Annotated in this window: 13 protein-coding genes and 1 pseudogene; 2 read left to right on the forward strand and 12 right to left on the reverse strand. The window is 44.0% G+C overall.

Features of this window, described 5'->3' with window-relative positions:
* Window positions 1–256: 256 nt before the first annotated feature.
* The 5 genes from ACFYU8_RS25265 to ACFYU8_RS25285 form a co-directional block, all read right to left on the reverse strand.
* Window positions 257–2,188, reverse strand: coding sequence for a hypothetical protein (locus ACFYU8_RS25265; protein WP_390304995.1), 1,932 nt, complete (start codon window positions 2,186–2,188; stop codon window positions 257–259).
* A 503-nt stretch (window positions 2,189–2,691) separates the two neighbouring features.
* Window positions 2,692–3,882, reverse strand: a complete 1,191-nt coding sequence (locus ACFYU8_RS25270) for a hypothetical protein (protein ID WP_390304997.1) — start codon at window positions 3,880–3,882, stop codon at window positions 2,692–2,694.
* 320 nt (window positions 3,883–4,202) lie between these two features.
* Complete coding sequence (locus ACFYU8_RS25275) at window positions 4,203–5,369, reverse strand: hypothetical protein (RefSeq protein WP_390304999.1); 1,167 nt, start codon at window positions 5,367–5,369, stop codon at window positions 4,203–4,205.
* A gap of 98 nt (window positions 5,370–5,467) precedes the next feature.
* On the reverse strand, window positions 5,468–6,901 hold the full coding sequence (gene rlmD / locus ACFYU8_RS25280; protein ID WP_390305002.1) for a 23S rRNA (uracil(1939)-C(5))-methyltransferase RlmD: 1,434 nt from the start codon (window positions 6,899–6,901) through the stop codon (window positions 5,468–5,470).
* A gap of 112 nt (window positions 6,902–7,013) precedes the next feature.
* Window positions 7,014–7,904 carry a diacylglycerol kinase gene (locus ACFYU8_RS25285; RefSeq protein WP_390305005.1) on the reverse strand — a complete coding sequence of 297 codons (891 nt, stop codon included), beginning with the start codon at window positions 7,902–7,904 and terminating at the stop codon, window positions 7,014–7,016.
* A gap of 142 nt (window positions 7,905–8,046) precedes the next feature.
* Between ACFYU8_RS25285 and ACFYU8_RS25290 the strand changes: the two genes are divergently transcribed.
* Entirely contained in the window at window positions 8,047–9,021 is a 975-nt protein-coding gene (locus ACFYU8_RS25290; RefSeq protein WP_390305008.1) for an ROK family glucokinase, read from the forward strand.
* A gap of 68 nt (window positions 9,022–9,089) precedes the next feature.
* Here ACFYU8_RS25290 and ACFYU8_RS25295 read toward each other — a convergent pair whose 3' ends face one another.
* The 7 genes and pseudogenes from ACFYU8_RS25295 to ACFYU8_RS25325 all read right to left on the reverse strand — a co-directional run bounded on the left by ACFYU8_RS25295 (window position 9,090) and on the right by ACFYU8_RS25325 (window position 13,950).
* Window positions 9,090–9,494, reverse strand: a complete 405-nt coding sequence (locus tag ACFYU8_RS25295) for an EamA family transporter (protein WP_390305010.1) — start codon at window positions 9,492–9,494, stop codon at window positions 9,090–9,092.
* Window positions 9,495–9,600: 106 nt separating this feature from the next.
* Window positions 9,601–10,722 (reverse strand): IS200/IS605 family element RNA-guided endonuclease TnpB, encoded by a 1,122-nt coding sequence (tnpB, locus tag ACFYU8_RS25300; RefSeq protein WP_390305013.1) that lies wholly within the window; start codon window positions 10,720–10,722, stop codon window positions 9,601–9,603.
* Window positions 10,723–10,896: 174 nt separating this feature from the next.
* Window positions 10,897–11,025, reverse strand: a pseudogene (locus ACFYU8_RS25305) (DMT family transporter); the annotation flags it as partial.
* Between the two features lie 65 nt (window positions 11,026–11,090).
* Window positions 11,091–12,272, reverse strand: coding sequence for an ABC transporter permease (locus ACFYU8_RS25310; RefSeq protein ID WP_390305015.1), 1,182 nt, complete (start codon window positions 12,270–12,272; stop codon window positions 11,091–11,093).
* A complete protein-coding gene (locus tag ACFYU8_RS25315) occupies window positions 12,272–13,000 on the reverse strand; it encodes an ABC transporter ATP-binding protein (RefSeq protein ID WP_390305017.1) in 729 nt (242 codons plus the stop codon). The genes ACFYU8_RS25310 and ACFYU8_RS25315 overlap by 1 nt, the downstream gene beginning before the upstream one ends.
* Window positions 13,001–13,028: 28 nt before the next feature.
* Window positions 13,029–13,499: a hypothetical protein gene (locus ACFYU8_RS25320; RefSeq protein ID WP_390305019.1), complete on the reverse strand. Its 471-nt coding sequence runs from the start codon at window positions 13,497–13,499 to the stop codon at window positions 13,029–13,031.
* 112 nt (window positions 13,500–13,611) lie between these two features.
* Entirely contained in the window at window positions 13,612–13,950 is a 339-nt protein-coding gene (locus tag ACFYU8_RS25325) for a hypothetical protein (RefSeq protein WP_390305021.1), read from the reverse strand.
* Window positions 13,951–14,175: 225 nt separating this feature from the next.
* Between ACFYU8_RS25325 and ACFYU8_RS25330 the strand changes: the two genes are divergently transcribed.
* A complete protein-coding gene (locus ACFYU8_RS25330; protein ID WP_390305023.1) occupies window positions 14,176–15,924 on the forward strand; it encodes an RNA polymerase sigma factor in 1,749 nt (582 codons plus the stop codon).
* Window positions 15,925–16,049: the final 125 nt, after the last annotated feature.

Consider the following 16,049-nt stretch of genomic DNA (forward strand, 5'->3'; position numbering starts at 1 on the left):
TCCACTATTTGTCCTTTCTCTCTAGCAGTGAATAGCACTCCACATTTGTGGTTTCCGAAAAATTGCAGTCTTGATGTGGCATTATTCGATTATACTCCCCATGCTTGTAAGTTCTAATATTAGTTTACTTAACTTATGGATACCAAATAAAAAGACAAAATCGTTGGGATAATATTTCTCTCCTAGATCTTTAACACTTCAATTTTACTTAGATAACATCTTACTAAAACATCATTCAACAACGCTTGCTTAGATATCATTTAATTTTATTAGTATAGTATTTACTGAGTAGCTCTCCGTCTACACTATCTACTTCATCTCCAACATGAATTGTTTTATTAACTTTGATATATCGTTTAATATCAAATAAGTTTAAATTGACGTGACTCTTTGAATAAAAATTCTTAAGGATTTGTATTTGTGGAGGGGATTTTAAAAACTGAATTGTTTTATCAACGGTTATGTTTCCATGATAAATGTCAATTTTGTCTGCATAATCCCTTTTATATTCCCCATTATTCATCAATATTAGTGAGGGAGGAGTCCTATCTATAAACATTGCAAAAGCAGATTCATCAATTATGTAAACTCCATTAATATACATTGGAGCTCCAATCATAGAGGTAGTTATTAAAATACGATGAAAATTCTTTATAACAAAAATGTCATCTAATTTGAGTTGTTCTTTAATTAAATGTATATTGTTACTGAAAAAATCCGCTATCCTATTTAATTGAGAAGTCTCCTTATATAATTTATACAAATGATTCGCATGCTGTCTCGTGGAAAATGGTTGAACATGAGCTTTACATTCTACAAAAAAAATATCATTCTCAATCACAAAGGCTACATCACATTCATACTCTGTCTCGCTAGTTTTTTTATATAGCCTAGAATTTTTAATCTTATTTATGTTAAATCCAGCTTTTATTCTATCTTCAAAACCTCCACCTTTAAAATCCAAGTTTACATTCTTATTAAGGAAGTTCGAAGCAAGGGCTCTTGCTGCATCAGCACTCGCAGTGAGTGATGGAAGAACAACTAATTGATCATCGATGAGAATAAAAGGGCAATCAATTAGATCTTGAGATTTATGATTAAAAGTAAAAAAGTCAATTATAATATCAAACTCTACACTAGAAAATCCATTTTTCTTGAAGAGTTCTTTCCACTTTTTTTTAGTTCTACTTAGACAAACATCTTTTAGTTTATAATTGTTTTTTATATTGTTTTGATTTAGAAATTTTTTACTCTCCTTTATTAATAACTGATATGCTTCAATCCATTTCGATAGTTTTATATTTTCCACTTTGTCGTCTAAAGTTGGCGACCCAAAATATAAAGTTGAAAATAGAAATGTCAAGTGTTCGGTTGCCTCAGAAATTATATCTTGTTTATTCCCCTCTTTTATTATTGATACTATCTCCCCTAGGGTGCTCATTTGCCACCCTTCGCGTAAATTAAGAAACCTTTCATTTGATATTAAATTATTTAGTTCAAAATCATTATCTACTATTTCTAAGGAAATCATTCCTTGTGAGTTTGCAGTGACATTTAAATTTGAGTATTTCCAGTATTCAATCACATCATTAATCTCATTCCAATAAGAACTAAAAAAAATGTGTCTTTTTGATATATCTAAAAATATTGGATTAATAGTTTTTTTACTCCCACTAAATTCGAATTTTTTAAATAAAAAATATTTTAAGATCATCCCTGAAGACTCAATTGCATTATCCCAAAATGCTGCACTTTGATTAATATTGTAACTTTCATTCGAGTCAGTTTTTAAAGAGCTTAGATAGTTCTCTAACGAGAGTAAATAAGAAGCCACCTGATAATTGGGTTCATTTTCTTCGAATTTATCAAAAAATTCTGAACGAATTTGATTAAATCTACCTATTATGTTTTCAAGCTCGGAAGCCTCTTTGATTAGTGTATCTATTTTTTCCTTTTCAACATTATTCATTGATAATAGGTGATCAATCAAATCATTGAATAATTTTTCATGCTTTTTGCTTCCATATAAGTTTACAGAAATACCGGAAGCTTTCAAGATACCAATGACTGCTTCAATACCATGAGATAAGAATTGTTCTTCTATGTACTTTAATAAATTGTCGAATCCTTTTTTTGTTTCATTTTCTGCTCTATAGAAGTTAAACCTTTCTGGATTTGATAATATCATTCCTATCGCTCCTCAACCTTCTCTATACAGATCACTATACATTTTTCTACATTAAAACCTATGATAACAGAAGTTCTAATGATCTAACGTACAATCAAGATATACTTCAGCCAAAATCCCCATCTACCTATGTCCGCATTAGATATACTCAAGCCCTCGACCTCCACCCACACCGCCTTTCCCCTGCATTCCCTACTCACTGCCCTTATTGAAAAATCCGAGGAAATTCAGGAATGGACACCTGGGTTTCGCTCGGCTCTTGTGGGCAAACATTTCTAGATTTAGCCAGACTATTTAAGCTTTGGGCAGTCTTTAATTGCCATTTATAACAATCTTCTTCACCAATAACGTAACACTCTCCACATGCCCGTATTGTGCTCATTATAATTTTAGACGAATATTATTTACGGAATCTCATCGTCCTGCGGTTTCGTTTAAATTAAATATATCTTGGCTTATCGTATAACAATGTAAGAAACAATAGTGCGTGGTCAAAAATGTGGTCAATTATTATTACATTTTGTCTCATTCGCTTGTTTAAATTTTACCGTTACATCGATATTTTTTAACACCACGAGCTCCCATTTTGTATTGGAGATGTAAAATACACCATCTTTATAAGTTACAAGTTCACCACAAATGTTATTTGTGCCGTTACTGTATTCAATAACTTGTATTGCTCTCCCAGGAATCATAGAACGCATGATTTTTCCTGTTATGAATGAGGTATAAGGAACTACTGTGGTTAATGCCAAAATACACATCATTATCAATACTGGCAATGTAACTTTCAAGTTAGCCTTATTCTTTTTAGGATCGACGATTTCAACAACATCCGTGTTTTTTTGCAATTTTCTTTTTAAGAATATATACATCTGCACTAAATTTTGCTTTACACTCTCAAATATCATACTAAAGATAACTGCTATAATTAAAGATAAAAATATACTCCTATCAACACTTAATCCCAATGATTCCCCAGAGATCATTATTAAAAATAAAGCACTATATGGATAATAAATAAAAAAATTGTTTCTTTTGTACCAAGTCAATAGTATTCCAAATGGAAAACATGAAAATAAAAATATTGCAATCTGATAATCTACTGCAATATCAGTGTATTGAGCCATAAGCAATAACAGGATAATCGAGTATAAGAAACCACTAATCCCTGCGATTGGTCTTTTTGAAGATCTTATCATCCAAATTAAAAATACTAATAGAAAAAAGAACAAGCACCAAATAAAAACACCCATCTCAATTATTTGTGAAAGATTATTCTTGAACTCTCCAAAGAAAATGATAGAAATTGATATCTGTGATACAAAAATGATTAAACATACAGCAAGTAATTTCTGAAAGCTCGTTTTCCATGATTTCACATTTGTCGATGATTTAACAATAAAATAGACTAAAGAAGCAAAAAAACTGTAGAGTAAAATAACGAAAACTCCCATTACTGTAACAGTATAAAAATTAAACGGAACTGCTGATATAATTAATTCAAGGATAGAAGTTGGGACATTCTGATCTTTCCCAAAATAATAACCATATAAATATGAATAACCTAACATATAATTAAAAAAACCAAATAAAGTTATAAATGTAGCAGATAGTGATAGAAATCTGGCCTTGTTACTTAATATGGACTTACCTGTAATTGACTGCTTAGCTTCTTCTCTAACAATATTCACAACTATCTCTCCAATAAAATACTTAATCCTGCTTTCATAGTAAACATTCTCCCAAAATGTACTAATTCCTACTACCCACCAAGATTTGTAAACCTCTATCATTGCCTCAAGTATTAATCGAGAATGCCACATCGGAGGATTACGTCTAGTTAACCTGTAAAAAGAGTCAATCCATAACTTTACATAGTCTCTTTTGTTACGAAATAATCGTTAAATGTCCAAATCAATATGGCGTTGTTTCCATTGTTCAATCTGCTTAATTTTTCGCTTCCAACCATGGATTTTCTTTTTGTTTGGATTTGCCATAATCATGCCCTCCACTATTCAGGAGCATTACTCCACTTATACAGCACTTTCTCTGCAACATATTTGATAAGTGATATTTCCTTATCTATTATTTCATCATTAAGGTTAGGTATGAAGTTAGCATCTTTAGGTGCTTCTTTTGAATGAACTAACGAACACCTTATTGAATAAATCCGTGTTGCTACTGACTCAACAATTTCTGTAGCTTTCAAAGGAAAAAGTGCAGGATATTTCTCCGAAGGTTCTGTATAGTGTTTACCCCTGCCCGTAATTTCCTCAAGCCATGAAACTACTTCTGATTCAGTTATTGATTTTGTTACTATGTATTTTACTAATAAGAGTTCGTTTGGTTTTGGAAACCTCGCTTCCTTGACGGCTCTTGTAAAGAAAAATTCAAGAACCTGATAATAAGCTAAGTATTTATGTCGTGGTATCTTAGTATGGTTAGCAAAGTTAAAATATCTTAATGGGGTTTCCTCTAATTCAATATTACTTAAGCATAATTTAGTATTAGACGTATGCCCTTTTAATTTACTTTCATTTTCAAATCCTGACCTCTTGAAACTAAAGCCTAGATTAACATTGCATTCAAACAAAATCTGTTCAATGAACTTGTAAAACTGATCTGTATTTTCGAAAATTTTATCATTCCAAATTTGCAGAGTAATATCCTTCTCATTGTTTCTCGCATGCTCTATTGCACAATAATCCTCTACAATATATTGGTCATAAAACGCATGCCAAAAAAGGTCACTCATTTCACCAATATGTCCTATAACTTCACCATTCTTCTCTAAGGTTATCCCACCTGTTTGTACATAGTCATAGCCTTTAATTAACCTTTTCTTGGTTGATTCATCAGCAAATTCAATTAGCACTTCATAATAGTTACCACAATAAGCTGTTGAATTGTCATATCTAAAATAGCAATAAAACATTGCTTCAGTCATATATCTCATTACAACATCGAATAGGTATCTATCATCCGAAACGAAAACATTTAAGACAGCTTTTTTGACTCTCTCTACTTGTATTGTCAAAAAGCCTTCATCATCAATGTCGTGTTCAATTCCATAGTAAGATTGAAAAAAGTTAATATAATCTTGTGGATTCCACGCTGTTATCCATTCTTTAAGTCGCTCATCTTCAATATTTCTGTGTCCATATAAACCGCCACCCATGTGTATCACCCCTAACCCATTAACTTTACTATAATTATCCACACAAACAAAGAACCCTTCCAACTTGTTGGAAGGGTTCTGACACCGTCACATCTTGTTTAATCTTTTCTCACTAACAGTGAACAACTCTCCACATGCCCCGTATGCGGGAACATATCCACCGGCTGCACTTCCTTCACCGCGTAACTGTCAGCAAGCACCTTCAAATCCCTTGCCAATGTAGAAGGATTACAAGACACATAAACCACTCTCTCCGGCTGCATCTCCAAAATCGTCGTCAACAACGCCTCATCACAGCCTTTGCGCGGCGGGTCAACCACAATCACATCCGCTCGTATGCCCTTCTCTTTCCAAGCAGGAATGACAACCTCCGCAGGCCCTGCCTCAAATGTCGCATTCTCCACGCCATTCAACTGCGCATTGCGATTCGCATCCTCAATCGCTTCTGGCACAATCTCTACACCGTACACATGCTTGGACTTCTGCGCCAAAAACAGCGAAATCGTCCCGATACCGCAGTACGCATCAATAACCGTCTCCGTCCCAGTCGCACCCGCGTACTCCAACGTCTTGTTGTACAGCACCTCGGTCTGAGCAGGATTGACCTGATAAAACGAACGCGCCGAAATGGCAAACTTAATCGGACCGATATAATCGTAAATCACATCGCTGCCCCAGAGCGTGACTGTCTTTTTGCCAAAAATAACGTTGGTCTTGTCCGAGTTGATGTTCTGCACGATACTCGTCACGCCAGCTACCTGTGCACGAATCGCTTCCACCAGCTGGTCACGCTGCGGAATCTGCTCTTCCGTCGTTACGAGCACGACCATGACTTCCCCCGTCTTCACGCCCACCTTGACGACCACATGACGCAGCAGGCCTGTATTGCGAGTCTCGTCATATGCCTTGATATTCAGCTTGGTCGCCGCCTGCTTCACAGCTGCCACTGCTTCATCATTCGCCTGATGCTGGATGAGGCATTCGTTCATGTCGATGATCGAGTGGGATTTCTCCGCGTAAAAGCCGCCGACCAACGCCCCATTTTCCTCGCCGATTGGTACCTGCGCCTTGTTGCGATAGCGCCATGGATCATTCATGCCGAGTGTCGGATGAACGGTAATGGCCCCTTCCCCTTCGACCTGGAAACCGCCAATGCGCCGCAGGTTGTCCCTGACGATTTGCTGCTTATGACGTAGCTGCTCGTCGTATGCCAGATGCTGCAACGAGCAGCCTCCACAACGATCGTACAGCGGACAGGGCGGCTGGAAGCGATGGGTACTCGCTTCTACTACTTCTGTCAGCTTAGCAAAGCCGAAGTTTTTCTTCACATGATCGACGCGCGCATGAACCCGCTCTCCTGCAAGTGCGCCGTCTACAAACAGCGTATATCCTTCAATCCGGCCTACTCCTGCTCCTTCGTGGTTCAGTCCGGTTATCTCCACTTCCACGGTTTGTCCGACACGTACAGGAACGTCCAGCTCCACTTTGGCTGTCGGGTGCGGACCGCGCCGCTTCTTTGTTGTCTTCGCCACTATCTATTGCTCCTTTTATCTTGCTCTATAGGTTTTCGCTCATGGAAGCATGCAGGGATGCACAGCGAAAAGCGGCATCCCCACGGCTATTGCTATTCATTTTACTATCTTCTTACGGGACGAACAACTCGATATGCCCCGGCAACGCTTCCACTACGCAAGGTAGCTGTCCTCCCAGCTCACCGTCCAGATTGAGCTGAACCGTCTCTCCACCTGGCGAGGTGGCTTTGATGTAATCTGCTTGGAAATACAGGATGTTCGGGTCCTTTAGGTGCTCGCCGCGAACTGCCTGTGTCGCCAAGCGAATAAACTCCGCAATATTCAACTTCTTCACGACGATGACATCCAGCTTGCCGTCTGACAAGTCCGCATCTGGGGCGAGCCTGTCGAAACCACCTACGGATCGGCTATTGGCGATGAGGAACACCATGATTTCTTCATCCAACAGCACCTCTTTGCGGTTCTCCAGACGAACACGGATCGGGTGCAGCGACGGCAGCTTTTCCAATCCTTTGACGTAATACGCCATTTGTCCGATGAGCGTTTTCAGCTTGCTCGGGACCTCGTAGGTCAAATTCGTCAACGAGCCGCCACCCGCGATATTCATAAAATAGCGGTTGTTGATGCGCCCCAGGTCAATGCGTTTTTTCTTGCCCATGGTGACAATCTCCGTAGCACGCGTGATCGATTTCGGTATACCGACCGCCCGGGCAAAATCATTGCTGGTTCCGCAGGGGATTATTCCAAGAGTTGGCCGTGCTTTATGCTCTGCCATCCCATTTACTACTTCATATATGGTTCCATCTCCACCAGCGGCCAGGATGATGTCAAAACCGCGAGCTACTGCACGAGCAGCTTCTTCTGTCGCATCATCTTCCCCTTTGGTCGCATAGCATGAAGTTTCATATCCGGCCGACTCCATTAAATCGAGGATTTCCGGCAATCGCCGACGCACGATCTCCCGGCCGGAGCTTGGATTGTAGATTAATCTGGCTCGTTTCAAGGCAGATCCCTTCTTCCTTCCCTCGCTCACGGGGGTACTCTCTTCCATCATATCCTGTATAGCCATTTTTGGGAATCGCTATGCTCCATATAGCGTGATAAGATAGAAAAAGATGGAAAACAAGGAGATAGGGGAGACGCTTGTGAAGAAGATCATCGTGGGAGTAGATGTGGGTGGCACTGCAATCAAGATGGCTTTGATTACGCCAGAAGGCGAGCTGGTTACAAAAATGCAAGAACCGACGCCTGTTGCGGACGGCGAGGATGGGATTTTGCAAAAAATCGTAGACATGTCTCATGATCTTCTTGCGCAGCATGACTATTCTCTTTCACAAGTCTGCGGAATCGGTGTAGGAGTACCCGGACCCGTCGATGGCGGAAAGGGAATCGTCTTCCAAGCGGTGAATCTTCACTGGCGCCAACCCGTTTTATTAAAAGAAAAATTGGAAGCCCTTACAGGTCTGCCAGTCTCGGTCGACAACGATGCCAATGTCGCTGCCCTCGGGGAAATGTGGCAAGGTGCAGGCCAAGGTGCACAAGACCTCGTGCTCATCACGCTCGGCACAGGGGTAGGCGGAGGCGTCATTTTGAATGGAAAGGTCATCCATGGCATCAACGGTGTTGGCGGCGAAATCGGTCACATCACCATGACCCCGGATAGCGGTGCCCCCTGCAATTGCGGCAAAACAGGTTGTCTCGAAACATATACGTCTGCGACTGCCATCATTCGTGAAGGGCGATTTGCAGCTACAAACGGATCAAGCCCGGCGCTTGCCGCTGTACTAGCGACCAAAGGAAACATTGCCGCCAAGGATGTCCTCGAGGCAGCCGTAGCAGGAGACGCAGCGGCTCTCGCGATTATCGATCAAGTGGCACTCTATCTCGGTCTCGCGCTCTCCCACTTGGCGAATGTACTCAATCCTGCGAAGTTCATGATCGGCGGAGGCGTGGCAGCAGCAGGTGACTTCCTCTTTTCCCGAATCCGTGAATCATTCAAACGCTTTGTTCCGTTCACTTACGTCGTCGAGTCCACAGAGATCGTTCCTGCCCAACTCGGCAATGATGCGGGTGTGTACGGTGCAGGCTGGTTAATTCGTTCACAGATGAACGAATCCTGATCGGACTAAAAAAAGTGGACGCTCCTGTACGTGAATCCTCACAGCAAGAGCGTCTTTTTGGTATCACCTTATGAAGAAGCCTGCCTGGATGCCAGCTCTGGCTCTCCGCCTTTCCCCGAAACAATCAGCGCAGCACCGACGAGCACGGCACATCCCCCCAACAACTGGAGCAGGCTAAAGGCTTCGCCAAACAACAACGCCGAAAACCCAAACGTGACAACAGGCTCCAGCGTGCTGAGCACCGATGCTTTCGTTGACCCGATCAGCTGCAAGCCGCGGAAGAAAAAACTGATGGCGACCACCGTAGAAAAAACAACAATCCCCAGCAGCGCCCACCACCCTTGTACCGCAAAAGACAGATCGACACCTCCGTCTTTTAACGCAATGAAAAAGGTAGAAATAGCAGCAAACTGGGCTATGTACGCAGATGTTACATAGGAAGAGACGCCTTTTACCACTCGATTCCCCACCACAATTTGAACGCTCCCACCACTAAGGCTAGTGCCTTGAAGTGGGGGATTCTTGGGTAATCACTTTACCGAAGTGAAATGTGCCAAGCTATCCCTGTCGTTCCGACAGTTAAGTTGTTTCACACAACAACCGTAGACCTTCTCGCACAATATTGATCGCGGCATTCTCGTCACGATCATGCCGTGTCCCGCAGTACGAACATGTCCATTCTCGCAAGTTCAGATTCTTGACGTCTTTGTTGCGGTTCCCGCATTTTGGCGTGGAGCAAAGTTGGCTGGAAGGAAACTGTTTGCCAACAAGGGAGAGCGTTCGTCCATACCATTCGGCTTTGTAGATCATCATGGCGCGAAAAGTGGACCATGACGCATCGGCAATGCTTTTCGCCAGCTTGTGATTCTTGATCAGGTGTTTCACTTGCAAATCCTCCAAACAGATCACTTTGTTTTCGTGAATCAGCCTAGTGGACAGTTTATGCAGGAAGTCATTTCGAGTGTTGGCTACTTTTTCATGCAAGATCGCTACTTTTTTTCTCGCTTTGTCGTAATTGTTCCCGCCCTTTTTTCGGCGTGAAAGCCGCCTTTGCCATTGCTTAAGTTTCTTTTCGTACAGACGAAGGTACTTGGGATTCTTGATCTTTTCCCCCGTGGAAAACGTGGCAAATTCTTTGAGACCCAGGTCGATGCCAATGGTTTTCTCTTTGTCCACAGGAATATACGGAGAGTAAGGTACCTCACAAAGCACCGAAATAAAATATTTCCCGCTAGCATTTCGTCTAACCGTGACGTTTAGAATCCGTCCCTCTACCTCTCTGGATTTAGCGAATGTCACCCAGCCAAGTTTCGGCAGCTTGATTTGGTTCCCAGCGATCCGGATGTTTCCATTCGTATATTTCGTGGTATAAGACTGGACTTTATTCTTCTTGCTTTTGAAACGTGGCGCTTCATTTTGTCTCTTGAAAAATCGTGTGAAAGCATCTGCGAGGTTGTTGAGGGAAGATTGAAGGGCTGTGCTGTCTACTTCTTGGAGCCAAGGCTGTTCTTTTTTTAACTGTGGCAGTTGAGCAGAACAAGAATGGTAAGATAACCCCTTGCCCGTTTGTTTGTAGGTTTCGTTCCAATGTGCCAGAAATCGATTGAACACAAAGCGACTGCATCCCAATGTCTTCGAGATGAGTATGGCTTGTTCAATGTTGGGAAAAATGCGAAATTGGAAAGCCTTTTTACGGAGCATCCTGATTCACCTCCTCGCAGGAAGAGTTTACCATAATGAGAACGTATGTTCCACTAAAGGATTGCGGGAGCAACCGAAAAAGCAGAAGTCCTTCCTTCGCAGCGCCGATTCATCCCCAACTTTCGCCAAGCTATGCATGGCTTAGAAATGGAAGTCTTCTCGGCTGTTATGATAAAACCGCAAAAACAAGAGCGTCGAAACAGACACACCCGCTTCGTAGGCGTACACAGCAAAAATAGACATGACGCCAAAGCCAGCAGCCGATCCGAAAATATACAACACACCTACATAAAGCGGATTCACAACATTTCACCAGCTTTCTCGAGATGACAACGACTAGTGACGAGACAGGACTGAGATTTTTACGATCAGTGCTTTAACCCCGCACCTTCTCTGCGGAATATGCGCGACGCGAGAAAAATAGTGAAGACCACATAGACAAGCAAGGAGCCAATCCCCAGGAGCGCATGCATCGGGTCGACCTTGCCGTAAAACACTTCCTTGGACAGTGCGACACCGTTGAACACAGGCATCACGTAGTAATGCGCAGGGATGTCGACCGGACTTACTGGCATCAGCATGTACGACGGAACCATCGCCAAAAATATGACAGCACTCATGTACGTCTGCCCCTCTTTAAAAGACTTGGCAACCGTACTCAAAACAAGCTCCAACCCTGCAAAGAGTGCCGCCAACAACAAAATCGTCACGATGAGCACCAACAAAGTGACAGGCGAGAAGAAGGCGAGTGTAAAATGATCTCCTTCCGTCCCCATTGGTCCCAGACGCATCGCCAGCGTGACAGAAATTAGCGATGCTACTGCCCCCATGGTACTCATGGTCATGACAGCCAATAGCTTTGCCGTGAGGATATGCTGGGCTGCAATCGGCGCCGTCAACAGAGATTCGAGCGTTCCCCGTTCTTTCTCACCGGCGACGAGATCATTCGCTGCGGCCATACCCGCGGATGCGAGTGAGACTACCAACATCAAGGGAATGATGCCAGCCAGCATCCCTCCCGACTTCCTTTCTTCAGAGGCTGTATTTTGAAAGGTGGAGACAATCGGTTGAATCGTCTGCTCGGACAGGCCGGCTTGGTTCAATCTTTTCGCTACGACTTCTTTGCTGTAAGCCTCTACTGTCTGCTCGATCAACGTACGGGCATAGACAGATTTTTGATTGGTGGAGTCATAGGCAACAGATAACTTACCTGTATGGCCCGCCGCGATCTCTTCATCGAAGCCAGCAGGAATCGTCAAAATGGCACGCAGCTGACCTGCTTGCAGTGCTTGCTCCGGATTGGACGGCTCCAGGATTTGAACGGCAGGATTTTTTTGCAAAACAGTAATTAATGAGGATGATCCCTGAACGGCTAACGGGATGTACTCCCTCGCTTCTTTTTCAACATTGCTATAGGACGTCCCCAGCAAAAAGAAGACGAACGGAATGACGAGCAATGGCACCAGTAGCGTCCCCATCCACGCCTTGCGATCGCGAAACAAGTCCATCAGTTCTTTTTTCAATACGGTCCAAACGACATGCGAGCCCATCAGCCTTCGCTCCCTTCCACGACAGCCATGAAAATGTCGTCCAGATCCTCTGTCCCAAACTGCTCGCGCAACGCATCCAATCCCCCGGCGAACCGCAGCTCACCCTTGTGCATGAGCGCAACCCTTTTGCACAGCTTGTTGATCTCGCCCATGTTGTGACTGGAAAACAGGATCGTCTTCCCTTCTTCTTGTAGCCTTCTGACCATTCTTCGAAAGATTGTGGCAGCTGTTACATCCAGTCCTGTCGTCGGTTCATCCAGCAAAATGACATCCGGATCGTGTACGAGCGTCCGGGCAATCGCTACCTTTTGCTTCATTCCTCGCGAAAAGGCCCCGACTCGCCTGTCGATAAAATCGTCCATCTCAAGCAGCCTGCTCAGATTATCTATCCGCTCCTCCAACCTCGCTTGCTCCAATCCGTATAGACGACCGAAGTACGCGATATTTTCCCGCGCTGTCAAACGGCTGTAAAGACCCACATCTCCCCCGAACAAGATACCGATTCTACGGCGCACTTCAAGTGGTTGCTGTCGAACGGAAAACCCACTAATCTCGATGTCTCCCTCGGTTGGGGTCAAAACCGTCGCCATCATGCGCATTGTCGTTGTTTTACCCGCACCGTTTTCCCCCAGAAGACCGTAAACCTCGCCTGCTTCCACACGAAACGATACATGCTGGACCGCTGCGATCTCCTTGAACCGCTTGCTGACATCCTTGACCTCAATCAACAGCAGCCCCTCCTCTCCCGTATTTTCACTAGAATCGTACCTTCAGCAAGTACGATGCCCGCTTTTCTCCCGTAAAAGTCACCTGTACAACTCCCTTCCGCCCGCGTAAAACCCGTGGAATGGCACCAGTGACTTGAAATTCCCGACGCTTCTCATCAACTCGCGCGACAGACACGGAGCCTGGGGGCGAAAAGACCTTGTCGCCTTCCAGTGTATAAAACGAAAGGGTGATTTCTCCCGCTTGCCCGTGGGCTTCTCCCGAAAAACGGATGATCTCCATCATTCCTGATACCGCTGACACTCCCGTGAGGTCAAAAAGCGGGTGACGAAGGTTCGCAAGCCTCTGCCCTTTTTTCCAGTCCTGCAAAAACGCATCAAACTCCTGTACAGCAACCATCCACGCTGCCGAGGAAGTCGTAGTCGTAGGATCATGCGCAGGTATTGCACCAAAAATAAGTGCAGAGGACGTCATCACCAGTGGCACCCAAATAGAAAACATGCTAATTCCCTCCAATAATTGGTTGCCCTTAGCATGCCCTTACAAAAGTTACCCGTATGTGTCTTTGGCGAATCAGAATCTTTTGACTTTGAAAGCTGTAAACCCTCATATTCTACAGAGGATAACGCTCTTTCCACTTTGTCAGGGAAAAGTCCTCAAACAGCTTGACGAAAGACTCCGTATCATTAATATAATGACGGGTTTCTTTTGCCTCAGGATGCTTTTCGAGAAACAGAGTCGCTACCAAATGGCTGACAGGAACCCCTTCTGCCTCTTGATCGTAAATGCCCCGCTCAGCGATCACTTTGCCAAAATAGCGCACATAGGTGACGGTTATTGTTTTTTCTTGACCATTTTCTTGCCACGTAGCAATGGAACGATCAAATGTATCAGACGGTGAACCACCTTTTCCAGGTGCCACACTTTCTCCTGCAACAGAAATGAGCTTCATGTACTTCCATCCTCCTTTTTCTTCCTGTACGTTCATTATAGGGGAGAGTGGAAATTGTTACAAATTGCTTTGTCATCTGCCATTGGAAAAACCACTGCCTTTATTTGTCTGATACACTAGACAGAACGATTTAAAAAACTCCGAAATTTTTTCGCATCCCGTGTCAGAAAATCCACGACCCAGAAGTCTATACAGTAAATCAACAAATCACGAGGAGTTTTTGCAATGGATCACTTGATTATCAAGCCTAAGTCTCATGAGGAACACGACCAGACAGAAGACGAGATTTTGGTAGAGCAGGCAAAGGCCGGAGATCAGGAGGCGTTTAGCGAGCTGGTCAGGCGTCATCGCTCCAAAGTTTACGGCTATGCACGGTCGTATACACAAGAAGCCTTTCTTGCCGAAGACATCGTTCAGGATGCTCTCATTCGCGCCTTTCTGCACCTGGGAACGCTGGTGGACAGCCGACGTTTCCTCCCTTGGCTGCACCGGATTGTGCGCAATCAGGCGTACACACGTCTTTCGAAGGGTTCGCAAAAAAGGGAAACCGTCTTCTCGAGTCTGGGCAAACAAACGCATGAGCAGGAACCAACTGACTGGGAGGACCTCGATAGTATTCTGCACAGGCTGGGACGGTCTTGGTCACACTCTGCGCAGAACACCGATCCCGAAGAGGTCATGGTGCGACGTGAACTGTTTGAGACGATCAGGAGCCTGCTGTACTGCCTCAATCCTCGGGAGCGACGCATTGTGGAATCTCACTTTTTTGACCATTTGGCCCCTCATGAGATCTCCCACATGTTCCAGATGTCCCAGGCGAATGTCTACCAAGTGCTATCCCGCTCTCGCAAAAAACTGATTCAGGAAAAAACTCGTGTCGTTGTTGATCAATACATGAAGACGAGAAAGGTTGCGGGGAATATGAAACAAGCAGTATTGAATAAACCAGAAGCATTCACTATGCCTACTTGGATTACTTGCGCAGCAGCACTATACGGACTGGTAGAAGCGACTGAACGAAAAATGTCTTTACCGATGATACTTGGGCTGAGCGGGCATGCTTTTCGTTTGACAATCGTGCCTGAAAATATCCATATTGCGGGACCGACGATGTTTCACTTTCAAAAGGTCTTACAGCAGGGTTTGAAAAACATGGGCTTTGAATCTCGTGTGATTACCCCTGATCACCCTAGTTGCGCACCAGGCGTAAACGCCAATCAAGTCGATCCTTCGCTGCTCAGTCCTGAAGCACGTAAGAAACGCCAGTTGTCTGTTCTCTTGCCAGAAGCATTGGAACTGATCCACCGTTCCATCGATAAAGGACATCCTGTGCTTGCTTGGGACCTGTTCATGCCAGAGTTTGGATTGATCTACGGCTATGATGATGAAAAAAGAGTGTTTTACGCAGGTGACAACTGCCGAAACGACAGTACCATTCCCTATGAGAACTTGGGACGAGGTATTGTCGAGGAATTATTTGTTCTTGCCATCGACCATGCATTTCCGATCGATCGTCGCACGATGCTTGCAAATGCCCTCCAATCTACACTCGTTCATTATCGTGGAGAAGAACCGCTGGACCCGAGCTGTGCCAATGGTCTAGCCGCCTATGCTGCTTGGCAGGAAGCCTATGAAAAGAGAACGGTTGAGCCGAATGGCAACGCGTATACGACCGTGGTGAACGGGGATGCACGTCGCTACGCCTCTCTTTTCTGGAGCGAAATGGTTGATACGTGGACAGATTCTGTGTTTGATGAGGTTCGCCCGCTGATGAAAGAAGCAGCTAGCTTGTACGGGGCGATTGCCGATGGCTTTGACACGTTAAGCAAGCTCTTCCCGTTCCCGGCTGGAGGCGAACCGAACGATGCGGAGCAGGGCAAGCAGGCGATAGATCTACTGCAATCAATTGAGCAAAACGAGCGCCTTGCCGTATCGTTATTGGAGAAAATGCATGCGGGACTGACTTCCAACTAAGCAGCATAAAAAAGAAAAACCGTCTGAGCTTGAAGTGACCCCATAAAGTTAGACATGTCATTTAATTAGGCGGCTGCTTGGGCATGAGTGCGGTATTGTACCGGGCTCATGCCTTTTAATTTTGC

This window comes from Brevibacillus sp. NPDC003359 (assembly GCF_042878995.1).
GTDB lineage: Bacteria > Bacillota > Bacilli > Brevibacillales > Brevibacillaceae > Brevibacillus.